This window comes from Salegentibacter sp. BLCTC (assembly GCF_015143665.1).
Classification (GTDB): Bacteria; Bacteroidota; Bacteroidia; order Flavobacteriales; family Flavobacteriaceae; genus Salegentibacter; species Salegentibacter maritimus.
The window spans coordinates 161,783-188,087 of the sequence record NZ_WYEW01000002.1; the positions used below are offsets into that span (position 1 = coordinate 161,783).

Below are 26,305 nucleotides of genomic sequence, written 5' to 3' on the forward strand. Positions count from 1 at the left end.
AAACTCATAAAAAAAGCGCCAAATTTGGCGCTTTTTTTATGAGTTTTAGTTAGAAATTATTCCATTAAAAGCTGAAAAGCTACCTGTACCTTAACATTTATTTCCATTTCTCCCGGCGCAATGGTCTGTTGGCCTCCGGTATCTGAAGATGCTTTCATCTCCATAGCGCGATACACCGGTTGGTAACTGTTATTGCTCCCCTCACTTATCATAAAAGCTTTTCCTATAGTTTGGCCTAAAGGTGCCACAAGTGCTTCTGCTTTTTCTTTAGCGTTTAAAACAGCTCTTTTTCTGGCTTCAGCCTTATGCTTTTCAATATCTGAAGATTCGAACTCAATACCGTTAATTCCATTAAGTCCATTTTCTAGAAGTCCTTTCATAATAGCTTCATATCTACTTATATCTTCCAGGGTAATAGCAATAGTTTGGCTGGCTACATAGGTATACGTTTTATCGTTATAATTATACCTCTTATTCAAATTCACATAATTGGTATTGATATTTTTTTCAGCTACATCTTCAGACTTAAGGAATTTAATCACTTTATTCACCACCTCATCATTCTGAGATTTCACCGAAGCAGCACTCTGGCCTTCATGCTCAATTCTAGAATTAATAGTTACCTTGTCTGGGGTTATTTTTACAATTCCCTCTCCGGCTACATAAATTCCAGGAGTCTTACTGTCGTTTTGAGCTTGCATTCCCATGCCTCCTGCTATTAGTGCAAGAACTAATATTACTTTTTTCATAGTTAATTGTTTTTAGTTAGATTTTCCAGTACAAGAAGAGTACCAAATTATATTTTCCCTAATTTTTGTAGCACAAACAAAACTAAAATTGGCAGAGCCAGTAGTATTACCATCAACAAATGTTCTTCAAAAACCCAGCTAGCAAGAAGAAGGGTTAATAGGTAACCCCCTACTGCACCCCCAAAATGGGCGTCGTGACCAATGTTACCCAATTGCCGTTTCATACCGTATATGGTATAGAACAAGTAACCAATTCCAAAAATATAAGCGGGTATAGGAATTATAAAAAATAGACCTAGCATCATATCTGGCCTTAATAAAATAGCAGAATACAACACTCCCATAACAGCTCCACTGGCACCCACTGCAGTATAATGTATATCTTTTTTATGAAAGAAATAAGAAAGTAAGTTACCTAAAACAAGGCTAGCAAGATAAACCAAAACAAAGCCCAAAGTACCAAGGAAAAAAATCACAGAATTGGCGAAAAAATATAAGGTAAGCATATTTACCAAAAGGTGGGTGGTATTCACATGCAAAAACCCTGAAGTAACAATTTGGTATTTGGCACCACGATTAATATCGGCAATATTAAACTTATATTTCTGAAAAAAGGATTCATCATTAAATCCCTTGAACGAAACCAATACATTTAAACCAATAATTATAAGGGTAACCAGGTTTAATTCTCCCATAGCAACTTTAGTTAAATGCCAAATATACCATATATTTGCTGAAAATTATTTTATGCAGGCTGTAGTTTTTTGGCTGATTTATCCCTTACTTTGGTTTATTTCCATTCTTCCATTTTGGCTTTTCTATCGTGTTTCAGACCTGGTTTATTTTATAGTCTATTACCTGGTTGGGTACAGAAAAAAAACGGTTACAGATAATTTAGAACTTGTTTTTCCCGAAAAATCATCAAATGAAATTATTGAAATACGTAAAAAGTTTTATAGGCACATGTGCGACATGTTTCTGGAAATGATAAAGAGTATTTCTATTTCTGAAGAAGAATTAAAAAAACGTTTTGTTTTCACCAATCTTGAAGAACTAAGGCGCATAGAAAAATTGGATAAGAGCATTATTTTAATGTGTGGCCACTACGCCAGCTATGAATGGCTTTTTGCCCTACAGCTCAACAACTTAAAGCACAAGGCTTTTGGAATTTACAAAAAAATTAGAAACCCCGGTTTTGACAAACTTGTTAATGATATAAGAAGAAGATTTGGCGCCGAACTTATTAGAAACTCTACATCTACCTCACGCATTACTCAAAATGAAAAAGAAGGTGTTCGTGGTATTTATGCAATGATAGCCGATCAATCTCCAAAATCTCCAAATTATAGGTTTTGGACAGATTTTATGGGAAAGAAAGTTCCTTTTTATACCGGTTCTGAAAGGATGGCTAAAGAACTTGATATGGCCGTGATATACCTACACGTAGAGAAAATAAAAAGAGGCCATTATAAGGCCTCTTTAATTAATATTGCCGATAATCCTTCTAAAACAGAAGACCATCAAATTACTTTAGAATATAAACAGCATTTGGAGAAACAAATTCGGGAAAAACCAGAATTTTATCTCTGGACGCACAAACGCTGGAAGCATTTGGGGAAAGAAACTCCCCAGAATGCTATAATACGTTAGCTAGACCTTAGCCTACAATTTCTTTAATCTCTTTAATCATATCATGCGCAAGCTTATCGGCTTTATCCTGAGATTTTGCTTCAGTATAAATCCTTATAATAGGCTCGGTATTCGATTTTCTTAAATGGACCCAATTTTCAGCGAAATCAATTTTCACTCCATCTATAGTAGAGATTTCTTCAGCTTTATATTTCTCTTCCATTGCTTTTAAAATTTCGTCTACATCAATTTCAGGAGTCAGTTGAATTTTATTTTTGCTCATAAAGTAGGCTGGATATTCTTTTCTTAACTCAGAAACACTGATCTTTTTTTCAGCTAAATGGGTTAAAAATAATCCTACTCCTACCAAACTATCACGGCCGTAATGCGACTCGGGGTAAATAATTCCGCCGTTCCCTTCACCTCCAATAACGGTGTTGGTATCTTTCATAAGCTGTACAACATTCACTTCACCTACAGCACTGGCTTTGTATTCGCCCCCGTGTTTTTTGGTTACATCGTTAAGCGCTCGGGAAGAAGAGAGGTTACTTACCGTATTACCCGGAGTTTTAGATAACACATAATCGGCACAGGCCACAAGGGTATATTCTTCTCCAAACATTTCTCCATTTTCATCAATAAAAGCCAATCTATCTACATCTGGATCTACCACAATTCCAAAATCGGCTTTTTCCTTTTTCACCAGTTCACAAATATCGGTAAGGTGCTCTTTTAAAGGTTCGGGGTTATGGGGAAAATGACCATTTGGCTCACAATATAATTCTATTACCTCTACCCCCATTTTTTTTAGAAGTTTAGGGATAGCAATACCACCGGTAGAATTCACACCATCTACCACTACTTTAAAACCGGCTTGTTTTATCTTTTCAGCATCCACAAGTTTAAGTTTTAGAACTTCCTCTATATGAACGTCTATATAGTTTTCTTTTCTGGTAATTGTTCCCAAATCATCGACCTCAGAAAAGTTAAAATTATCCTGTTCGGCATATTCCAAGATTTTAGCACCTGCTGCACCGTCAAGAAACTCTCCTTTATTATTTAATAGTTTAAGGGCGTTCCATTGCTTTGGGTTATGGCTTGCGGTAAGGATAATACCTCCATCTGCATTTTCCAGAGGTACCGCAATTTCTACTGTGGGCGTTGTTGAAAGATCTATATCAATAACATTTATTCCCAAACCGGTTAAAGTGTTCATGGTTAATTCCTGAACCATTTTTCCGGAAATTCTGGCATCCCGACCAACTACAACACTCAACTTTTTATTTGTAGAATTATTTTTTAACCAGGTACCATAGGCAGCGGCAAATTTTACTGTATCTATTGGTGTGAGATTATCACCTGTTTTACCTCCTATAGTACCACGTATTCCTGAGATTGATTTTATTAAGCTCATAAATGATTTTTAATTTTATTTTGAATAGGTTAAGTTAGATTTACAAAATGTTTACTTATAAATTTAAGTTTTGTAGCTTTTAAAGCTTCAATTGTTAATTAAATGTTCAACAAATATACAAGTCGTGCATAGGTAGTAATAAAACTTAACAAAAATTAAACAGGAAATCACCTGATTTGAGTAACTTTCAAAAATGAACTTCTTAGCACATATATATCTCTCGAATGAGAATGATAACTTAAAAATTGGAAACTTTATAGCTGATTCGGTTAAAGGAAAGCAATATTTAAACTACCCTACCGAAATTCAAAAAGGAATAGTATTACATCGTGCTATAGATAACTTTACCGATACACATCCTATTGTGAGTAAAAGCGTAGAACGGCTATTTGCCCGTTATGGCCACTATAGTAGGGTTATTGTGGATATTTTATATGATCATTTTTTAGCAGCAAACTGGAAAGATTATAGTGATATCCCACTAAAAACCTATACTAAAAATTTTTACAAACTCTTACAGGATAATTTTGAATTATTACCAAAACCTATTCAAAGTTTTCTACCCTATATGATTGCTGATAATTGGCTTTATAATTACCGAAAAATTGAAGGTATTGAAAAAATACTGTTTCAAATGAATAAAAGAATTAAATACCGAATTAAGATGCACCTGGCCATAGAAGAACTACAAGAGTTTTATACAGAATTTGAGGATGAATTTAAGAGGTTTTTTAAGGAATTAAGAGCATTTGTAAAAGTTGAACTAAACAATTAAAAAAAGAGCCCGGTTTGGGCTCTTTAGTTTTAAAGATTACATTACCACAATTTATATTCCTGGGTTTATATGATCTACGTCATTTAAACTGGTAGGGTCGTTGGTAACATGTATGTTATCCATTCCAAAATCATTTCCTTCCCAGTTTCCATCGGGATCTGAAATTTCGAAATCTATATTTCCAGAACCATCTGCCATAAGAATAAATCCAACTTTAGTCCAGGTATCATAACCGGCCAGATCACTAATCTCAAACAATGCTATTTGTGCACCATTAGCTGTTATTTCAAGCTGAGCGTCATTGCCACCGTCACCTTCATTAGGCGTACTGATGTCTACCAAATCCATGGTTATGTAATAAACATCCCCCTCGCAAACAGTTGGTATGTTTTCTGAAAAATAAACACGTCTAAAGGTTTCATTAGGTTCTAAATCGTCTCCATCAAAAACTACAAATTTACCATTGCTATCATTATCGGCATCCAAAAGGCTTGGGAAACCACTATAGAATTCTTGTGCGTTAGTTACAATATTATAAGTACCGTATGGGTCTTCACCAGTTGTTTCACTCCAGGCATACTCGGTACCTCCTATTGTTACATCTCCAAAACTTTCAGCATTATTAAAGTCTTCTGATTCATTAACTACACTGCCTAATAAACAAGGATCGGAATCTTCGCCGCAATATTCACCACCTTCTCTAAAGTGCCAATAATTATACTGTTCGGTTTCTTGATCGTAGAGTTCGTCAATTTCGGTTGCTGTAAAGTCTCCTCTTCTAATAAGGGTGCCTTCAGTATCCCCCGGCGAATCAAGCGTATATAATTCAGCATAGAAAACCTGCCCCTCCCTATCTGGTAAGGCTATACACAAAGGAGAAGCTTGTGTTACCACGGCATTTTCACCTTCACCGCTCCAAACAGCATCGTTAGAAGCTACCACAAAAGCATCATCTTCATTAAATGTAACATTGCCCAAATCTGAATTAGCTGGATACTCCCATACTTTAATCATGAAGTTAGAAGGATAATGACGCCCCTCATCGGTACATTCATTTCCAAAAATACAGATATATTGTAATGGAAGCATCTCAAAATCGAAGAATAAATAACCGTATTCTTGTGCAAAAACCTCATCATAACAAAGTACTTCTAACTCTACATAAGTTTTAGTTCCATTCTCTAACTGAACACTTTGAGGAAGTGGATTCTCAACAAAATTTTCAAAGTTGGCAGGCCCGTAATTGTCGTTAGAAGATGGAGCCATATAAAGTATCTCTCCAGCAGCATTTCTTACGTCAAAATAAATAATGGTGTATTCACCGTCTTCAAGTTCAAGAAAACTTTCCTCGTAGGTTAACCAGTTTGGCATTCCATCACCATCATTATCATTATCATCTACAGGGATGATATCAATGTCTACTGCTTCAGCGTTGCTACCATCCCCATCATCAACATAATTATTTGAATTTTCATCTCCAATAGCTATTACTGCCCGTATAAAACTGGGTACGGTGTCTTCATTCTCACAGCTGGGTACCTCACCCTCTCCTAAAATATGATTTTTGGTTTGAGCAGCGCGCTCATCTTCAAAGTCTTCCAGGAATACCTCAAAGGAAAGGCTTGATGTGGTACCCTCAGTTGGTCCGTCAGGATCATCAGGGTTGTTGTCCTTACTACAGGAAGTCGTAAACATTGCAGCTACAGCTACAAATGCCAAATAAAACTTAAAGTTCTTCATAATAAATAATTTAGATTAATTAATAAAAGGTTTGAATTATAAGCCTGTAAAAGAACCACCCAATGACAGGCTTATGGGTTTAATATTGTGTGTTATTCATACAAACTGCAGATTAATTGATTATTCACATTTGTGGCAGAGATTAACTGAAAATGATTATCCCCAAAAATTTGTCCCGGATATAATGGCTCTGAACAGCTGGTATGAAGATCATAGCTTACTTCTGAGAGTGTAAATTCCATCTCGGTCCAAACAGAAGGAGTTATGTTTCCTCCTGTTGTTGCCTCTCCTGTTAGAAGTATTATATCGTTTGGATTTACCACGTCATTAAATATTTCGTAAGGAGAATTAGGACCGTTATGGGTAACAACCAAATTTGCTGAGGTATTACCTAAATATTTAACCTCTAAAAGTTTTATTTTACCACCCTGATCATTATCACAAGGCACGCAATTTCCTGGTGGATCCTGGGGTTCTTCTTCACATTCCCCTTCGTTTTCGGTCAGATCATCTAATAAATTAAAATTATCTGCTTCACCGCAACAAGCTTCTCTAAAATGGTAATAATAATACTGTTGTTCTTCCTGGTATATATTGGCAAGGTCTTCAGCATTAAAATATCCTTCCCTTATTAAGGTTTCTGTTTCATCCTCTACGAACCATATTTTTGCATAGTATTCTTCTATTTCGGGAAGTGGAAAACAGAGCGCATCTGCATAATAATGTGTACCATTCTCATCATTAAAGGTCTTTCTTTCATTTTGAGCAACTACTAATAGATCTTCCTCATTTGAGCCTTCCCATACTTTTATCTTAAATTGTGCAGGAATATGTTTTTGGTTTTCATCACATACATTACCGTAACTACACAGGTAAATTAAGTTGGTGGTATTAAAATCGAAGAATAAATAACCAAAGGCAAAAGCGTAATGCTCTTCATAACATAATACCTCTACAGGCTGATAGTATTTTACACCGGGACGAATTTGAACTTTTATAGGTAAAGGCTTATTTACAAAGTTATGATATTGAATACTTTGTGTATAATCTAAGGTACCCTCAGGAATTCTAGGAGCCATATAAATAATATCTTCCTCATCATTACCTGTAGCAGCAGCCACTGCAAAATACTCAATAGAATATTCGCCTTCTTCCAATTCCAGATCGGCTGATTCCTGAGTAAACCAGGCATCTAAATTACCATCGTCGTCCAAATCGGTACCATTAGGGTTTACTTTAATTTCTATTTTATCTATGTTAGAATTTTTATACCAAACCCAATTACCGCTTTCATCTTTAAACTTAATAGCAACCCTAACAAACAATGGAGCTTCTTCTGAACATTTCGGGATTTCATTAGAGTAAGGAAAACGTTGATTTTTTAACTCACTGCGGTTGGCCAGGTCGCTTAATACACTTCCAAAGGAGAGTTTTCCTTTAACCTGAGAATCTTCTAATTCTTTACCAGCTTCTTCTGTAGAACAGGAAAAACAAAATAACATTACAAATAATCCCAGGCTTAGACCTATAAAATTTTTCATAGCTTGACTAGTTAAATTAACCCTTGACAATGAATCAAGTAGTATATTTCAATATTTTGTAGGGAGAAATAATTGAAGGGATAAGATTTTGGCCAGGTAGGATATTGCCTTCAAATCTTAATGCTAATTTATAAGCAGAAGAGATGTTGATGTATAGGGGAAATCCCGTAAGATTAACCGAATTCAGAATATTTAATTATTAAGACATTTCCTACAGAAATTAATACAATCAAAAAGCTTAGGAAGGTTCATTTCATGAAAAATGACAAAAAAACAGATAATCTGCCATTAAGTTCGATAAACTATATGAACTCATATTCTATTAAAAAAGCATAATCTAAATCAAATTTATTAAACCGTTAAAATTATAAACATCTTCATTTTAAAAAAGATTATAAAAATGAAACAATTTTTTTGGAAATTTATTCTTCTGAACTTCTTCCTCCTATAACAACTTTACTTATTCATAACCTTATGTAGAAATTAACCTCAGCCTGTGTAGAAATTAAACCATTTATTCTAAAAAAAACAAAAAAACCCGGGTTGTGATACCCGGGTTTGCATAAAGAATTATAACTTGATATTAAACCCAATACCAACGATTATTTCTTAATTCAACTCTTTTAAAACCATATTTAGTCCAAAAATACCAAAGATCATTGGCCCTAAGCACAGTTACTCCGCTAATAGTATAATACTTTCCATTGATATAGGTGGGTTTACCTCCATCTCCCGGATACATTGCATTAATACCTCTAATGTCTCCTGAAGAAAGCCCTGATCTTTGAACTTTATAAGTACTTCCATCCAGTTTCGTTATGGTAGGCTCACCATTTTTAGAAAAAGAATAAGCACTATACATCATTATTGACCCAAAATCTAAGCTACTTGTGAACTCGTCACCATCAAACCCACTTGTTTCATAAGTATGAAAGTTATGTTCATTACCACTTCGAACATTTTCTAAATTGATATCAATATAATTATTGCGATCTACTCTACTTTGTTCATGCCAAAGCCCAACCGCATGGCCAATTTCATGAATTGTATTACCGGTGGTACAGGCACTTGCAAGGGTAATATTTTGTCGGCCACCAATCATTCCAACATAGGAAGAACAACCAGAACCAGAGGTGAAATAAATATAATTAGATTCACCAGATCTTTGAACAAATTTAAGAGTTGTATTAGCTTCAAAGTGGTCTATGGCATCGTATACACGGTGCTTATCCTGTAAATTATTATCTATAGCATAATAAACCGTATTTTTAGGCCACATACCACTTGTTCTTCCGGTACTTTTTTGCGGGGCCTCATCACTATCTAAAATAAGGCTTTGTGCAGATTTACTGGTTTGATTCACCGGAATTAAAATATCGCCCTGATACACATAATTCCCTTCCTGAGATTCTACGGGTATCTTTTGCCCGCCATAGTAAACCTCTAAAACAGGTCCGATTTGATTGGGATAAGCGACTTCGGTAAGTTGATCATTAATTTCTTCAGGGTTTGATTGCGTTTCTGATTTGTCATCTTCTAAAATTGGATCTTTACTACATGCCAGAATCGCCAGAACAGGTAATAACAAAAATTTGCTTTTTCTCATAAGTAGGGTACTCTTTTTATAAATTAAATAATTAAAAAATTTGAATTTGATTTACAAAGGTCATTCCAAAAATCCACCTCAAAAACACTATAAATATTTAATAGTCAGATTCCTACAAACAAAACCCATAACAGAAAGAAATTGCTTTTTAGAAAAATAATAAGATCAAAAGAAGAATCTCTGGATCTGCTTGCCATTACCGACATTTCAAGTTATTTACAGTGAAATTTATAAGTGAAACTTCAAAATTTAGCTCCGAACATAAATACTTTAAATGAATGCTCTATTTTTTTTAACAAAAAAAGCTGTGCGGATAATCCACACAGCCTCTTTTTACATCTCTCAAAAATAGGGAGAAGTAAAAACTACTCAGCTACTTAGTCACCCCCCGGTAAAAACCAGCTGAGATTATTATTCTCCAGACACATCGCAAACATTTGCTCTAAGGTCTATGGAAATTGGTAGATCACCTTCTGTGATATTTGGTATGGTTACAAATCCACCTTCATCCGGAACAGTAACTACTTCACAAGTTACACTTTGTAGCACTGTAACCTCTATATCTGCAATTTCATATGGAATTATAGGTGTAAGTCCAACAAATAGTCCTCCATTCGTTATTTGTACTGTCCAGTCTCCATAGGACACATTTGTTACATCAGGTCCGGCACTTTCCAGGTTAATGTTTAAAACATCTGTAGATTCACAACCTGTTACTGCTTCTGGCAAGCATGGCTCTAAAACAGCTTCGCCACACTCTAAATCAGGATTTCTTTCACATCCATCATTTTCCTCGTCGTTAGGAATTCCATCTCCATCCATATCAGAGTCACAAGCATCTCCGGTACCATCTTCATCTAAATCACCCTGGCCTTCATTAGGTGTTGACGGACAATTATCTTGCCCATTTGGTATTCCATCATTGTCACAATCATCGGCCGGATTTTCAGGATCGCATTCACCATTTCCATTCCCGGGACTGTCTCCGCCACAATTAAAAAACAAATGCTCATAATCAACCGTTCCATCATCATTTAAATTAGCTGAAATATCATCCCAGGACAGGTCTATTACTAATGGTTCTACACCTACCGGATCTGGATAATTTCCTTCCCAATTAAGCAAAGTTGCGGTTAGGCGTATATAGGGATCTCCACTTTCTTCACCATATTGTGGTGCAGGGACAGCTAAACAAAACGGATCGGCATAATAGTCTCCTGTAGATTCATCATACCCAATACCCGGAAGATTCGCAGTTTCGTGAAGAACCAACTCCTCATCACCTCCAATGTACGTTACAGCTAAACTATAGTTAGCAGTAAAGTGACGTCCGGCATCATTACAGTAATTAGCAAAAACACATAACTCATATAATACTTCCGGAATTAAATCAAAGAATTGATATCCGTATAGATTTACCTCTCGATCATCAAAACACACTACCTCTATATCTACATACTTTTTTGATCCTGCTCTAATGGTAAAATCAAATGGAAGCCCCTGGTTAACAAAAGCACCATATTCACTTGCGGTTGTAGGGGTTATCCAAATTAAATTTGAAGATTCGTCTTCAGGATCCCCATCGTATACCAAAAATGAAGTTAAAGACACTGACGCTGTATTTGTTTCACTATTTGCAACGGGAATTTTAAGCCCTTCATCATAAGCGGTATAATAAGTACCATTATCTTCCATAATTGGAACGTTTATTTCTATAGTTCCCTCTAAATCAGTACCAGCATTATGGGTAAGTTCAATATGAGCATAAGCCGGAGCCTCTGAAGAACACTCTGGAATACTTTGTTTGATAGCAGCCTTATTTAGCATGCTATTTAAGCTTGCTCCCAGACTTAGTTCTGCAAAGCTATCGATTCCCGGATCGTTTGTTATAGTATTGTCTTCCTTGGTACAGGAAGCCAGTAAGAATGAAAATACAGCAATAAATGCCATATATTTTTTTAGTGCTTTCATAATTAAAGTTTTTGGATTAATATTTAGAATGGTTAATATAAATTTACCAGGAGTGGTTAATTCCTGGTAAATAAAGTTTCAATTAATAACAAGCCACGGCGTGTATTATAATATAAAAGTCGTCGCTATAGTCTCTCTCCCAGGTATAGGTAAGGGTGTTCGCATCAATCATATTGTTGAGGTTATATTGGCCGGGTGCAAAAACATTATTCCCAGACGGTGCAGTTTCACTCAAATTAATATGAAGTTCGTCTAAACTCACCCCTGTATTAAGCGTAATTTCCAAAGAGATTTCGTCTCCATCAATAGAAATTTCAGCAGTACCTATATGCTCTCCTTTCGAAGTGTCATTTTGGCCTGCACCAGCCCAAATATCAAAGGTTTTACTAGTTCCGTCATCATCTTCCTGGAAGTGCTCAGCCCAACCCCATCTATTAGCATTTGCCAGGGTATTTAAAGCAGTATCGCCTTCCATATATGCGGTTTCGCAAGTATCACCACCCGGAACAGGACAACCATTATTAGATTCTGGCCCGGCCTGGTATGGACACTCATCAATGCAATCATCTAACCCATCGCCATCTGCATCTCCAATACATTCATCTATTGGGCAACCACCATCTAATGGATCTCCAAAATCTTCAGGACAAGCATCACATCCATCCGGAACTCCATCCTCGTCCATATCGTCCCTATCATCATAACCTGGACATTCATCCTCTGCGTCGGGCACACAATCCCCATCTGTATCTTCCTCCGTAATGGGGCAATCATTAACCTGATCGTTACAGTTAAAGAAAATATGTTCAAAGTCTATAGTATTATCTTCTCCAAAATATTGCTGAACATCATTCCAACTCAACTCAACAACTTTAGAATACTCCCCTGCCGGGTCGCCATAATTATCATCCCAGGGAGTAAGAGTTACAGTAACCTTTAAATAAACATCGGAATCAGTTTCACCATAAATAGGAGCAGGAATAACCAAACACAATGGTTCAGCATACCAATCGCCATTTTCATCATCTTCGGTATTTCCTATTTCAGGAGATTCACCCTCATATAGGTTAATTTCTTCTTCTCCTAACAGGTAATCTATATCTACCTCATAATTAGCAGTGTAATGTCTACCATCATCGGTACAATAGTTCGCAAAAACACAGAATTCATATAATTTTACCGGTATGAGATCAAAGAATTGATAACCGTATAAATTCACCTCTCTGTCATCAAAGCAAAGCACTTCAACCGGGACATATTTTTTAGAGCCAGCATGCAAATCAAACACAATTGGTAACGGATCATTGACAAAATTTTCATAATCGCTACCTTCTTTTGGAGCTATCCATATTGGCATTACCCCATCTCCGGGCTCTTCTGCATAAACCATAAAATCGGTTAGGCTAACTTCGGTTGTAGTTTCCCCGTCTGGAATTGGAATAGCAAGCTGCTCATCATAATCTGTAAACAAACCTGATTCATCTACAAGGATAGGTACTACAACCTCTACATTGCCCAAATCATGGGTTAGCATTATCTGTGCATAAGCCGGCACTTCATCTGAACAAGCAGGAATTTCTCCTTCTGCTTGGCGGGTTAAAAAATCATTTAATATTGGTCCTAACTCAATTACCGCCATCTTCTCATCAACTTCCTGTTTTCCTACTGCCTCATCTTGAGTACAGGAAGTGAAAACAAACAATGCCAATACTAAAGAGGCTATATAATATTTGAATATTATCTTCATAATTCAAAATTTTAATTAGAAGAGGTGTCTCTTTTTTTAAGGACACCTCTTTTGTTTGTTTTTAATACTCTTCAAATTCACCACAGGCAACTGGTGTAAAATCTGCTTCGTGTAGCACTGCTGTTCTATCTTCAATATTAGCAGCATTTACCTCTGCATTGGTTAAAGTAAATGTTCTGGTGTAAAACACATTACCCATAGCATCTGCTTCTGGCCATACTCCTCCGGCATAGTCTAGTGTCCAAATTGGGTTTCCATAATCATCACAAGAAGCGTTTTCGTGAATATGTTGTGGAACATCTCCAGTAGTTAACTCAGTAGCTGCTGTAGTGGCCGTTAACAAGTTTCCTTCTAATTTTAAATAAGCAAAACCAACAGCATTAGCATCTCCTAAATTCTTTAAACAAGCTCTATAACGCTTGGCTTCTACACGTGGATCATCAAATGGTGGAGGGTTATCATTTCCACAACCGTAGTTAAAATGGTAATAATCCATTGTTGAGTCATCTTCATCACTATAGAACATTTTGATTTCGTCATCAGTAATGGGTCCTGAAAGAATTACTTCACCGGCATCTTCCGAATTATATTCATCTGTATTATTTAAAGTAATCTCAAAGTAATACGTATCAGTTTCAGCGGTATCCGGTAACCAGAAACATAATGGATCTGCATAGTAATCGCCCGTAATCTCGTCTTCTACCACGGCATTAGAAACCTCGGTATAAAGCGGATCTCCCGATGCATCAGAACCTTCCCAAACATTTACAGTATAGCCTGCAACATAGTGTCTTCCGTTTTCAGATGGGCAGAAGTTACCGAATAGGCAAAACTTGATCAATGGTATAGGCACCAGGTCAAAGAATTGATAACCGTAAAGATTAACTTCTCGGTCATCAAAACATAATACCTCAACATCAACATACTTTTTAGAACCTGCACGTAAATCAAAGTTTATTGGTAACGCATCATTTACAAAATTTTCATAGTCACTACCTTCTTTTGGGGCCATCCAAATAGGCATGGTCATATCATCTGGCTCTTCTGCATATACCCAAAAATCGGTTAAACTTACAGATGTGGTAATTTCCCCATCGGGTATAGGGATTGCCAAATCCTCATCATAATCGGTAAAATAGGTGGTTCCATCAAACATAATGGGAACTACAACATCTTCTTCTCCCAGGTCATGGGTAATTACTACCCTGGCATACATAGGCGTATCTTCTGAGCATTCAGGAATGCTTTGCTTTAAAGCGTCCTGGTTTTTAATAAAATCATTTAAAACGGCCCCCAAAGAGATAGTTGCCATCTCATCGCCCACTTTGGGTTCGCCGGTAGTTTCATCTTTACTACAGGAAGCAAAAAGCATTGCTATAATAACAATACTTGTAAAGTAATTTTTAAAATTTTTCATAATCGAAAGTTTTTAATTAATAAATATTTAAGAATGGTTAATTATATACATGGCTCTATCTCTAGAACAATTGTATTCAATAATGTAAAAGTTGGGGGCTTAAAAAGTAGAGAGGTGGGGTGACTACTTCTAACTAAAATTGCTAGTATAAATGTAGGTTAATTCTTTCCTACTAAGCTATGGGGGATTTCTTCTATTTTTAGCCTAATTATAGAAGTTACTACACTTTCTGATAGTCAATAAGGTCATGAGTAATGGCATAAATGATGCTTTCCAAGATTGTATCAGAATTAGTACGCTTTATAATATTAGAGCGATGTTTTTCTATTGTTTTTGGAGAAATAAATAAAACTTCAGAGATATCTTTTGTCTTATATCCTTTTATTAAAAGTTGAATTATTTCCTTTTCTCTATTTGTAAATTTAAATTCGTTTAATTGCCCATTTTGCTTAAAGCATGCTTCTACCTCGTGTGAAGAGGTACCAATATTGTTATTTATTTCTTCGTTTTGTTCTAAAAAATCAATAAACATCACAAACTGATGCCCAAAGTTCTTATTCAGTTTAGAAAAATTAATACGTGCATTCCTTAACTTATCGTCCCTTAGCAATAGGGTAGTTTTTGTAGCCGCTTTAATATGCTTACCACGGGCAAAATTCCGTAAACTTTCTTTTACTTTTTGTGAGTTTTCACACTTTACAAAGTCTGTGAGTTTTAATCCCTTGCTATTCTTTACCCTAAAACTTTGCTTAAAAGCATCGTTCATAGCTATTATTTCATTTTGATCTAGCAATAAAACGGGTTTTGAGATAAGATTAAACATTCCCATAAAAGCATCTTTCCAAAAATTAGAAAGCGAACGATTTGCATATACCATCTTAATAATCTTACCACAAAGTGCTTCTATTGTGGGAGAGTATACAAATTCATCTACTACTTTCCTAAACCTGCTTTCGGCTTCGGCCCTAAAGCGTTCTTCGGCATAAACTATAAGCCAGGCCTTGGTAAGGAAATGATTTGATTTAAAATTAGCTATGTTTTTAAAATTTTTGCCCGATCTAAAAGAAGCATAATCTAAAAGAATAACATCGGGTAATAAGTTAAGTGCTATATTAAAGCCGGTGTGTAATGAATTAACTTCGGTTAACTCAAAATGCATACTTACCCCCTCCTGTATGCAGTCTACCATGTCTTGCTTGTTCGTAATAAGCAATAATTGTTTTTTATCCGTAATCATATTAAACTATTTTTTGGCTACTAGCCCGTTACTTAAAACCTGGGGTTAGGGCCCAAGACCTTTTGTTAACAGAATTAAAAACATAAAGGCTTTGGGAACCGATGTTTTAATTCGTAATTAACCTGTAAAAAATAGGGGCAATAAATGTTGGGACAAAAAATAAACCTGTTAACAGGTTTTATATTTCCGGGGGGGTGGAAATTTTAATTGAGACTTGGTATTTCAAATATAGGGGATTATCCTTAATTATCGCAAAAAAATTACGTAATATAATACTGACAATCAAACAAATAAGAGCAAGACAAAAGCTAACTATAAATCGACAAGACCTAATTCTTTTTGAAAACTAATAAATTAACTCATAGTAAATCAGTCAGGCATATAAATCTTAATTATTAAATAGAACACCTAAAAAAGTCTTCAGTACTATTTTGAGCTTATAATAAACTTTAAATCATTATTAACACCTGCCTAATCCTGCTTTCTTTTTAGTTAGCAACACTTTAAGTACATTTGCGTCCTTGATAAAAAATATGGCTAAAACCGAAGAAAATATAGAAGTATTAGGGGCTCGCGTCCATAATCTTAAAAATATAGATGTTACTATTCCCAGAGAAAAACTGGTTGTGATCACCGGCCTTTCAGGCTCTGGAAAATCTTCCCTGGCTTTCGATACCATTTATGCTGAAGGCCAGCGCCGGTATATTGAAACTTTTTCAGCTTATGCCAGGCAATTTTTGGGAGGATTAGAACGACCCGATGTTGATAAAATTGAAGGCCTGTCGCCTGTTATTGCCATAGAACAAAAAACTACCAGCAAAAACCCTAGAAGTACGGTGGGAACCATAACCGAAATTTACGATTTCCTACGTCTTCTTTTTGCTCGTGCCGGGGACGCCTATAGTTATAAGACGGGCGAAAAAATGGTGAGCTACACCGATAGCCAAATTAAAGACCTTATTTTAAAAGATTTCAAAGGGAAAAAAGTGAACGTTTTAGCCCCTGTCATTAAATCCAGGAAGGGACATTATCGAGAACTATTTGAACAAATAGCTAAACAGGGATTTTTAAAAGCCCGTGTAGATGGTGAAGTTCGTGACCTGGTAAAAGGAATGAAACTGGATAGGTACAAAACCCACGATATTGAGATTGTAATAGATAGGTTAAAAATTGATGATAAGATAGACGCGCAAAAACGCCTGGACGAGAGTATAAAAACCGCTATGTACCACGGTACCGATACACTTATTATTCTAGACCAGGATACCGGTAATGTACGTTATTTTAGCAGGAACTTAATGTGCCCTACTACCGGAATCTCCTATCCAAACCCAGAACCAAATACCTTTTCTTTTAACTCCCCAAAGGGAGCCTGCCCTAAATGTAACGGTATTGGCACATTGTATCAGGTGGATATCGATAAGATTATTCCAGATTATTCTAAATCGATTAAAAATGGTGCCTTAGCACCTCATGGGCCTCAGAAAAAGAACTGGGTATTCTCGCAATTGGAATTAATTGCTGAAAGATGGAATTTTAAATTAACAGATCCCGTTTCCAAAATTCCGGAGGCGGCAATGAAGCTTATTCTTCATGGCGGAAAAGAAACTTTTACCAAAGAATCTAAAAGCCTTGGGGTAAACCGGGAATTTAAGATCAACTTTGAAGGTGTAGCCACTTTTATTGAAACCACATTTAACAATAACGATTCCAGTTCCCTGAGACGTTGGGCCAAAGAATATATGGATAAAGTTGAATGTCCGGATTGCAAGGGTACACGACTTAAAAAAGAATCGCTTTATTTTAAGATTTACGATAAAAATATAGCCGAACTTTCTTTAATGGATATTGAAGATTTGGCGAAATGGTTTGTAGGTTTAGAGGAAAAGTTAAGCGAAAAGCAAAACCAGATTGCCGCTGAAGTTATCAAAGAAATAAGAACGAGAATTGGATTTTTGGTAGATGTTGGGCTTACATATCTTTCTCTTAACCGCGGATCTAAATCTCTATCTGGAGGAGAGGCACAACGTATACGCCTGGCTACCCAAATTGGTTCGCAACTGGTAGGGGTTCTTTATATTTTAGATGAACCCAGCATTGGATTACATCAAAGAGACAACGAAAAACTAATCAATTCGCTAGTTTCACTGCGAGATATTGGAAATTCTGTCATTGTGGTTGAGCATGATAAAGATATGATAGAACGCGCCGATTATGTTATAGATATTGGCCCGGAAGCAGGAAAACACGGTGGAGAGATTATTAGCGAAGGGCCACCTTCAGCATTAAAAAAACACAAGACGCTTACCGCCTCCTACCTAAACGGGAAGAAAGAAATTGAAGTTCCTAAAGAAAGGCGTAAAGGAAACGGAAAAAACATAGAGCTTAAAGGCGCTTCAGGAAATAACCTAAAGAATGTATCTATTAAAATTCCGTTAGGAAAAATGATTGCGGTTACCGGCGTTTCGGGAAGTGGAAAATCTACTTTAATTAATGAAACCCTCTACCCTATTATGAATGCGCATTATTTTAATGGGGTAAAAGAACCAAAACCCTATAAAACTATTAAAGGCCTGGATAATGCCGATAAGGTTATAGATATTAACCAAACTCCCATTGGCAGGACCCCAAGGTCTAACCCTGCTACTTATACAGGTGTTTTTTCAGAAATTAGAAGTTTATTTGCTAAAACACCAGAAGCTCTTATTAGGGGATATAAACCGGGAAGGTTTAGCTTTAATGTTAAAGGTGGTAGATGTGAAACCTGTAGGGGTGGCGGACTTCGGGTGATAGAAATGAATTTTCTTCCCGATGTGTATGTAGAATGTGAAACCTGCCAGGGAAAACGATTTAATAGGGAAACTTTAGAAATTAGGTATAAAGGAAAGTCTATAGCCGATGTTTTGGAAATGACCATCAATGAAGCGACTGATTTCTTTGAACCTATTCCAAAAATCTATAGAAAACTAAAAACAATTAAAAATGTAGGCCTTGGCTATATTACCCTGGGACAGCAAAGTACAACCCTATCGGGTGGAGAAGCACAGCGAATTAAATTGGCTACCGAACTTTCAAAACGTGATACCGGAAATACTTTCTATATCTTAGATGAACCAACTACGGGATTGCATTTTGAAGACATTCGGGTTTTAATGGATGTTTTAAACAAGTTAACCAATAAAGGAAATACCGTTCTCATTATAGAACATAATATGGACGTGATAAAAATGGCCGATTATATTTTTGATATTGGCCCCGAAGGAGGGAAAAATGGTGGCCAGGTGATCGCCAAAGGTACACCCGAGGAAGTAGCTAAATCGAAAAAAAGTTATACAGCTAAATTCCTTAAAAAAGAATTACACTAACAATACTGAAGAATACTATGAGAAATAACCGACAAAATAAAGCCTGGAACGAAATAAAAACAAACGATTCCTGGGCCATCTTTAAAATAATGGGCGAATTTGTAAATGGCTATGAAAAGTTAAGTCAAATTGGCCCTTGTGTCTCAATTTTTGGTTCCGCAAGAACTAAACCAGACCAAAAATATTACAAATTAACCGAAAAAATTTCCAAGAAAATAGTGGAAAACGGTTATGGCGTTATTACCGGTGGAGGCCCCGGAATTATGGAGGCAGGAAATAAAGGAGCCCATCTTGGCGGAGGAACTTCTGTAGGACTAAATATAGATTTGCCTTTTGAACAACACGATAACCCATATATAGATAACGATAAAAGCCTGGATTTTGATTACTTCTTTGTTAGAAAAGTAATGTTTGTAAAATATTCGCAGGGGTTTGTGGTTATGCCAGGTGGATTTGGCACTCTAGATGAGCTTTTTGAAGCTATTACCCTTATTCAAACCCATAAAATTGATAAATTTCCTATTATTTTGGTAGGAAGAAGTTTTTGGAGCGGATTGGTAGAATGGGTTCAAAATACCCTTTTAGATGAATTTCAAAACATAAGTGCGCCCGATATGGATTTGGTTATGGTAGTAGATACCGAAGATGAAGTGATTGAAATCCTGAACGACTTCTACGGAGAGTATAACCTGAGTCCTAACTTTTAATTAATTCTTTAGTGGGGATAAAAACTTTGAGTATATTTAAGTCGCAATTCTTTTTACACTAAATATACTCCGCTTGAGGTTTTATCTATTTTATCTATTGTTTTTCGTGGCAATTGGATGGGGTTTTGCTCAAAACTCCATCTCTTTAAAAGCCCATTTAAACGATAGTACCCATATTCTCACAATACAACAGGAATTGGTTTATACCAACTCCAGTAAAGATTCGCTTAGCCATATTTATCTTAATGACTGGGCGAATGCTTTTAGTGCAAAAAATACCCCATTGGCAAAACGCTTTGCCGAAGAATTTGCCAGGCGATTTAGATTTGCCAAAGCCGAAGAGCGTGGCGCAACATTTATTAATAATATCACCGATGCTCAAAACGATAGTTTAAAATGGGAAAGGCCAGAACAAGCTCAGGATCTTGTTAAAATAAACCTGGATAAAGCTTTACTTCCCGGGCAGAGCATAGCAGTTAAGTTAGATTATCACGTTAAAATTCCTATAGATAAGTTTACGCGCTACGGAGTAGATTCAGATAACAATTACAAACTTAGATATTGGTATTTTACACCCGGCGTATATGAAGATGGAAAATGGCAGGTATACAGCCATAAAAATTTAGGAGACCAGTATAATGCACTTCACGATGTTGAAATAGAACTTAGCATACCACCTAAATATTATGTAGGATCTGCCCTAAACCTTAAGGGCGTAAATACTATAAACGGTCAAAAAAAGGTTAAACTTTCAGGTACAGATCAATTAGATAGCAAACTTTACCTCACGAGATCTTTTATATTTGAATCTTTGGCGACCAAAGATTATGAAGTAGTCACCAATGTAGATGATGACGAACTTCAGCCCGAAATAAAAAGCATATTACTAGATCGCATCCTGAATTTTTATGAAAAAAAATTAGGAGAATATCCACATAAAAAGATATTTGTAACCCGTGACGATTACTTAAATAGTCCCATCTATGGTTTAAATCAATTACCGGGTTTTATTCGCCCTTTTCCCGATGGTTTTCAATATGACATAAAGCAATTTAAAACCATTACCAACTACATGCTTGAGAATTCTATTCATATTAACCCCCGTAAAGAGCAGTGGGTACATGATGCTATTCTGGTTTCCTTATTGATAGATTATGTGAACGAGTATTACCCACATATGAAACTTTTGGGGAATTTAAGCAACATTATTGGGGTGCGATGGTTCCACGCTGCCGATTTAGAGTTTAATGACCAATACCAATTTCTTTATATGAATATGGCCAGAATGAATTTAGACCAAGCTTTAAGTTCTGCCCAGGATTCACTGGTGAAATTCAATAAAAATATTGCAAACTCCTATAAAGCCGGTATTGGATTAAAATATGTAGAAGATTTCCTTGGGAATAAAAAAGTTACCAAAGCAGTTAAAGACTTTTACCTACAGCATAATATGCAGCCCACTTCTTCTGAAGATTTTCAGCAAATTTTAGAAAATTATGCCACGAAAGATATCTCCTGGTTCTTTAAGGACTATGTAAATACAAATAAAAAAATAGATTTCAGTATAGAAAAACTATATAAAACCCAAGACTCTCTTCGGGTTACTATTAGAAATAAGAGAAAAAGTAATTTTCCTGTTTCGCTATACGGATTAAAAAACGGAGAAATTGTTTTTAAAAAATGGATTGAAAATATTGATAAGACTAAAACTGTTGAAATTGCCAGGCAGGATGTAGATAGACTAGCTTTAAATTATGAACAAAAAATACCGGAATTTAATCAGCGGGACAACTACAAAGCTGTAACTAAACTTTTCAATAAGCCATTACAAATAAGGCTACTTCAGGATATTGAAGATCCAAGATATTCGCAGTTGTTTTTTATGCCAGAATTTAATTATAACCTATATGATGGCATTTCTATTGGGCCTAAATTGTATAACAAAACGGTGCTATCAAAAAACTTCAATTTTAATATTTCCCCAAAATACGGATTTAACAGTGAGACCATTGTTGGTTCGGCTTCGATTACCAACAGGCATCAATTTGCAAACAAAGAACTTTATGCCATTACATATGGTATTGGGGGAACACGTTATTCTTATGGCTATAATTTATTCTATCAAAAATATACCCCTTTTATTAATTTTTCCTTTAGAAATAAATACCTACGCGATAACGAACGCCAAAATCTTCTCATTAGAAATGTAAATGTAAGGCGGGATATGGACCCCAGCCGGGATTTAGAAGAACCTAATTATAATGTGTTTAACATAAACTATCGTTACAGCAAACCGCATCTGGTAGATTATTACTCGGCCTCTTTCGATTTTCAATTGGCAGAAAAGTTTAGTAAAATCTCAATGAGTCTTGAGTATAGAAAATTATTTAAGAATAATCGTCAAATTAATTTACGTTTTTTTACCGGAACATTTCTCTATAGCGATGCTATGGAAACAAACTACTTTAGTTTTGCTTTAGACAGGCCTACAGATTATCTTTTTGATTATAATTATTATGGAAGAAGTCAGGGGTCCGGTCTGTTTAGTCAGCAAATTATTGTAGCTGAAGGTGGTTTTAAATCGCAATTACAACCCGAATATGCCAATCAATGGCTTACCACTTTAAATGCGAGTACCAATCTATACAAATGGTTCTTTATTTATGGAGATGTAGGTTTGGTAAAAAATCAACATCAAAATGCTAAGTTTTTATATGACTCGGGAGTTAGGCTAAGCCTGGTCGATGACTATTTTGAGATATTCTTTCCGGTCTACTCCAATTTAGGTTGGGAAGTTGCCCAGGAAAATTACGATCAAAAAATAAGGTTTATTGTCTCTTTGGACATTAACACACTAATAAAACTTTTTACCCGACGTTGGTATTAACAAATTTTTAATGGCCTTACTTAATTCTTAGCTTTCCCCACCCTTATTGCATAAAAACCATCATATCACAATATTTCAGACATTTTATTAAAATAAAAACAACAAAAAGCCCTTTGAATACACTTTTCTTAAAATATTTTGATTTTAATGAATTGTGTACAATCTAAGTTTTCGTTACATTTGTTGTTCATCAAGAACCTTAGGCCCTGCCTTTAAGGTATTAATTTGAGAAAGTACATATAAAATTCGAGGGTAACCTTTGAAGTATTAAACCCGCTATTAGGGATTCAAAATAACGTTCATGCAAAGCGAAACACAAACTAAAGATTCAATTTCATTTGAGGATTTTAAGGCCCAGGTAATGGCAGATTATAAAGTTGCCGTTACCAGCCGCGAATGCAGTCTACTGGGTAGACGCGAGGTCCTTACCGGAAAAGCTAAATTCGGTATTTTCGGCGATGGAAAAGAAGTGCCACAATTAGCCATGGCCAAAGCTTTTAAAAATGGTGATTTTAGATCTGGTTATTACAGAGACCAGACCTTTATGATGGCCATTAATGAGTTTAGCATAGAACAGTTCTTTGCCGGCTTATATGCTGATTGTAACCTGGAAAATGAACCTATGTCTGGCGGCAGACAAATGGGAGGCCATTTTACCACACATAGCCTCCAGGAAGACGGTAGTTGGAAAAACCTAATGGAGCAAAAAAACTCCAGTGCCGATATCTCTCCTACCGCAGGCCAAATGCCGAGACTTTTAGGCCTGGCGCAAGCATCTAAAATATATAGAAACGTAAAAGGAATTTCCTCTGAAAAATTTTCAGATCAGGGAAATGAAATTGCCTGGGGAACCATAGGAAATGCCAGTACAAGTGAAGGTCATTTCTGGGAAACCCTTAATGCCGCCGGTGTACTGCAAGTACCCATGGTGCTAAGTGTTTGGGACGATGAATATGGAATCTCGGTACACGCAGCCCACCAAACTACAAAAGAAAGTATTTCAGAAATCGTAAAAGGCTTTCAAAGAGACGAAGACAATAAAGGTTTTGAAATAATTGTGGTAAAAGGATGGGATTATGTCGCTCTTATTGAAGCCTACGAGAAAGCTGAAAAAATAGCTCGTAAAGAACATTGCCCGGTTCTTATTCACGTGATAGAACTGACACAACCGCAAGGCCATTCTACCTCAGGATCGCACGAACGCTATAAAGATGAAAAACGCCTTTCCTGGGAGCGCGAATACGACTGTAATGCTAAGTTTAGGGAATGGATTCTTGAAAACAATATTAGTACAAATGAGGAACTGGAGGAAATAGAAAAAGACATAAAACGTGAAGTTAGAGAAGGCAAAAAAACGGCCTGGAATAATTACATACTCCCTACCAAAAACAAACAAAAAGAGCTACTGGCTATACTTGCTAAACTAGCTAAAAATACCGAAGAGAACGATGCGGTTATTACATTGGCCAAAGACCTAAAAGCCAATAAAGAACCTCTTAAAAAAGACCTTGCCATTGCTGCAAGAAAAACTTTAAGAATCGTTAGAAAAGAGACATCTGAAGAGAAGTCTAAACTTATTGAATGGTTAAATGAATTCAATAAGGCTATGACTGATGATTACAGCAGCCACTTACACGCAGCAGCTAAAAATCTTCAGAACGAAGTTTTACCGGAGTATAACGATGATTCCCCTGAAGTAGATGCAAGAATTATTTTACGTGATAATTTCGATCAAATATTTGAGAACAAACCTGAAACCTTAATTTTTGGAGAAGATGCCGGAGAAATTGGTGATGTAAATCAGGGGCTGGAAGGACTGCAAAAGAAATATGGTAAATTACGTGTTGCAGATGTTGGTATTCGTGAGGCTACTATTCTCGGACAGGGAATTGGAATGGCAATGAGAGGCCTTAGACCTATTGCCGAAATCCAGTATCTGGATTATGTGATGTATGCTTTACAAGGTATGAGTGACGATCTTGCTACTTTGCACTATAGAACCAAAGGTAAACAAAAAGCCCCTTTAATTATACGAACAAGAGGCCATCGTCTGGAAGGTATTTGGCATAGTGGCTCACAAATGGGCGGTATTTTAAACCTCATAAGAGGTATGTATGTTTTAGTACCAAGAAATATGACCAAAGCAGCAGGGTTCTACAATAGCCTGTTAGAACAGGATACACCGGCTTTATTAGTAGAATGCTTAAATGGCTACCGACTAAAAGAGAAAAAGCCAGGCAACCTCTCTGAACTTAGAACCCCCATAGGAAAAGTTGAAACAATAAGAGAAGGTGGCGATATCACTTTGGTCTCTTACGGCTCTACGCTAAGAATTGTTGCCCAGGTGGCTGAAGAATTAAGCGAATTTGGGATTGATGCCGAGGTGATTGATGTACAGTCTTTACTACCGTTAGACCTTGAGCACGATATTGTAAAGAGCGTTGAAAAAACCAATCGATTATTAATTATAGATGAAGATGTACCGGGAGGGGCTTCTGCATTTATCCTGGATAAGGTTTTAAACGAACAAAACGCCTGGAGATATCTAGACAGTAAACCGCAAACCCTTACTGCTAAAGAACATAGGCCGGCCTATGGAACCGATGGTGATTACTTTAGCAAACCTTCGGCAGAAGATATTTTTGAAAAGGTTTATGCAATTTTTAATGAGGTAAATCCTGAAGAATTTTCGGCTATAAAATAGAAGGAACTTATGTAATATCTTAAAATACAAATCCCCAATCTAAAGAGAGATTGGGGATTTTTTATTAGTACCCCCAAAGGTCATAATACCCCAAGGCTTGGCCTAAAATAATTTACTACTTCAATTTTCAAAACAATCATATCCTAAAATAATTCCGGAAGTTTTCAGAATAGGATAGCCACTTTGTACTTCTAATACTTTCCAGGTTTAAAGCCATTTAAACTCACTTATTCTAAACCCAATAAAACAATCGTCTACACAGCCTTTTTCAACAAAACCACAATTAGAAATAATTCCATTTTCATCGGTATCAAAATAGATTGTATTCTCTTCCCGATTTACATTTAAATACTCCGAAAAACAGGTTTCGTACAATTCATCTATAAGCAAAGGGTCGAAACCTTCAGCATTGTTACCAATTTCTTCTCCAGTTTCTATATAAGATTCGATTGCTATTTCTATGGGTTCGCCATCTTCATTTCTATCTTGTTTGTAATACGTATATTCCCTTCTAATTACCGTACCATCTTTTACACTTATATGCGTTCTACTTCCATTACCTGTCCAGGAAATCGAATTTACCGTATAGCTATAACTATCTTCATTTTCAGATTTTAATTTCTTCCATAAATCTTTACTATCACTGTAATTAATTCCACTTTTACCGCTGGTTTCCCCTATTTCTAAACGACTACCTGAACATGATAACATAAAAAGGCTTAGCGTAAAAACGAATAAATAATTTAGAACTCTCATAGCTTAATTTTTAATTTATAAATAATAGATGCGGAAGCCTATAATTGGTTGCGTTGTTAT

17 protein-coding genes are annotated in these 26,305 nt (G+C 36.0%); 6 read left to right on the forward strand and 11 right to left on the reverse strand.

The genetic code is table 11. The features are described from left to right. Positions 1-56: 56 nt before the first annotated feature. Entirely contained in the window at positions 57-749 is a 693-nt protein-coding gene (locus tag GUB10_RS02835; protein ID WP_193709927.1) for an SIMPL domain-containing protein, read from the reverse strand. Between the two features lie 47 nt (positions 750-796). After that, a complete protein-coding gene (locus tag GUB10_RS02840) occupies positions 797-1,444 on the reverse strand; it encodes a rhomboid family intramembrane serine protease (RefSeq protein ID WP_193709928.1) in 648 nt (215 codons plus the stop codon). A 52-nt stretch (positions 1,445-1,496) separates the two neighbouring features. Between GUB10_RS02840 and GUB10_RS02845 the strand changes: the two genes are divergently transcribed. Next, complete coding sequence (locus tag GUB10_RS02845) at positions 1,497-2,399, forward strand: lysophospholipid acyltransferase family protein (RefSeq protein ID WP_193709929.1); 903 nt, start codon at positions 1,497-1,499, stop codon at positions 2,397-2,399. Positions 2,400-2,406: 7 nt separating this feature from the next. Here the strand turns inward: GUB10_RS02845 and glmM are convergent, their stop codons facing one another. Next, on the reverse strand, positions 2,407-3,792 hold the full coding sequence (glmM, locus tag GUB10_RS02850) for a phosphoglucosamine mutase (protein WP_193709930.1): 1,386 nt from the start codon (positions 3,790-3,792) through the stop codon (positions 2,407-2,409). A gap of 193 nt (positions 3,793-3,985) precedes the next feature. Between glmM and GUB10_RS02855 the strand changes: the two genes are divergently transcribed. After that, entirely contained in the window at positions 3,986-4,567 is a 582-nt protein-coding gene (locus GUB10_RS02855; RefSeq protein ID WP_193709931.1) for an ACP phosphodiesterase, read from the forward strand. Between the two features lie 51 nt (positions 4,568-4,618). Here the strand turns inward: GUB10_RS02855 and GUB10_RS02860 are convergent, their stop codons facing one another. The 7 genes from GUB10_RS02860 to GUB10_RS02890 all read right to left on the reverse strand — a co-directional run bounded on the left by GUB10_RS02860 (position 4,619) and on the right by GUB10_RS02890 (position 15,826). Then, positions 4,619-6,307 carry a hypothetical protein gene (locus GUB10_RS02860; RefSeq protein ID WP_193709932.1) on the reverse strand — a complete coding sequence of 563 codons (1,689 nt, stop codon included), beginning with the start codon at positions 6,305-6,307 and terminating at the stop codon, positions 4,619-4,621. Between the two features lie 92 nt (positions 6,308-6,399). Beyond that, on the reverse strand, positions 6,400-7,848 hold the full coding sequence (locus GUB10_RS02865) for a hypothetical protein (RefSeq protein ID WP_193709933.1): 1,449 nt from the start codon (positions 7,846-7,848) through the stop codon (positions 6,400-6,402). 583 nt (positions 7,849-8,431) lie between these two features. Beyond that, positions 8,432-9,454, reverse strand: a complete 1,023-nt coding sequence (locus GUB10_RS02870) for a M12 family metallopeptidase (RefSeq protein ID WP_193709934.1) — start codon at positions 9,452-9,454, stop codon at positions 8,432-8,434. Between the two features lie 411 nt (positions 9,455-9,865). Beyond that, positions 9,866-11,425, reverse strand: coding sequence for a thrombospondin type 3 repeat-containing protein (locus tag GUB10_RS02875; RefSeq protein ID WP_227740285.1), 1,560 nt, complete (start codon positions 11,423-11,425; stop codon positions 9,866-9,868). Between the two features lie 82 nt (positions 11,426-11,507). Next, positions 11,508-13,172, reverse strand: a complete 1,665-nt coding sequence (locus GUB10_RS02880) for a hypothetical protein (protein WP_193709935.1) — start codon at positions 13,170-13,172, stop codon at positions 11,508-11,510. A 61-nt stretch (positions 13,173-13,233) separates the two neighbouring features. Further along, entirely contained in the window at positions 13,234-14,589 is a 1,356-nt protein-coding gene (locus GUB10_RS02885) for a hypothetical protein (protein WP_193709936.1), read from the reverse strand. A 220-nt stretch (positions 14,590-14,809) separates the two neighbouring features. Further along, positions 14,810-15,826: a response regulator transcription factor gene (locus GUB10_RS02890; protein WP_193709937.1), complete on the reverse strand. Its 1,017-nt coding sequence runs from the start codon at positions 15,824-15,826 to the stop codon at positions 14,810-14,812. Between the two features lie 533 nt (positions 15,827-16,359). Here GUB10_RS02890 and uvrA point away from each other — a divergent pair. The 4 genes from uvrA to GUB10_RS02910 all read left to right on the forward strand — a co-directional run bounded on the left by uvrA (position 16,360) and on the right by GUB10_RS02910 (position 25,489). Further along, on the forward strand, positions 16,360-19,191 hold the full coding sequence (gene uvrA, locus GUB10_RS02895; RefSeq protein WP_193709938.1) for an excinuclease ABC subunit UvrA: 2,832 nt from the start codon (positions 16,360-16,362) through the stop codon (positions 19,189-19,191). 17 nt (positions 19,192-19,208) lie between these two features. Continuing rightward, positions 19,209-19,898 carry a TIGR00730 family Rossman fold protein gene (locus GUB10_RS02900; RefSeq protein WP_193709939.1) on the forward strand — a complete coding sequence of 230 codons (690 nt, stop codon included), beginning with the start codon at positions 19,209-19,211 and terminating at the stop codon, positions 19,896-19,898. A 73-nt stretch (positions 19,899-19,971) separates the two neighbouring features. Further along, complete coding sequence (locus tag GUB10_RS02905; protein WP_227740286.1) at positions 19,972-22,785, forward strand: metalloprotease; 2,814 nt, start codon at positions 19,972-19,974, stop codon at positions 22,783-22,785. A gap of 301 nt (positions 22,786-23,086) precedes the next feature. Further along, positions 23,087-25,489, forward strand: coding sequence for a thiamine pyrophosphate-dependent enzyme (locus tag GUB10_RS02910; protein WP_193709940.1), 2,403 nt, complete (start codon positions 23,087-23,089; stop codon positions 25,487-25,489). A gap of 207 nt (positions 25,490-25,696) precedes the next feature. On the opposite strand, the gene GUB10_RS02915 is transcribed toward GUB10_RS02910, so the two are convergent. Next, positions 25,697-26,245, reverse strand: coding sequence for a hypothetical protein (locus GUB10_RS02915; RefSeq protein WP_193709941.1), 549 nt, complete (start codon positions 26,243-26,245; stop codon positions 25,697-25,699). Between the last annotated feature and the right edge of the window lie 60 nt (positions 26,246-26,305).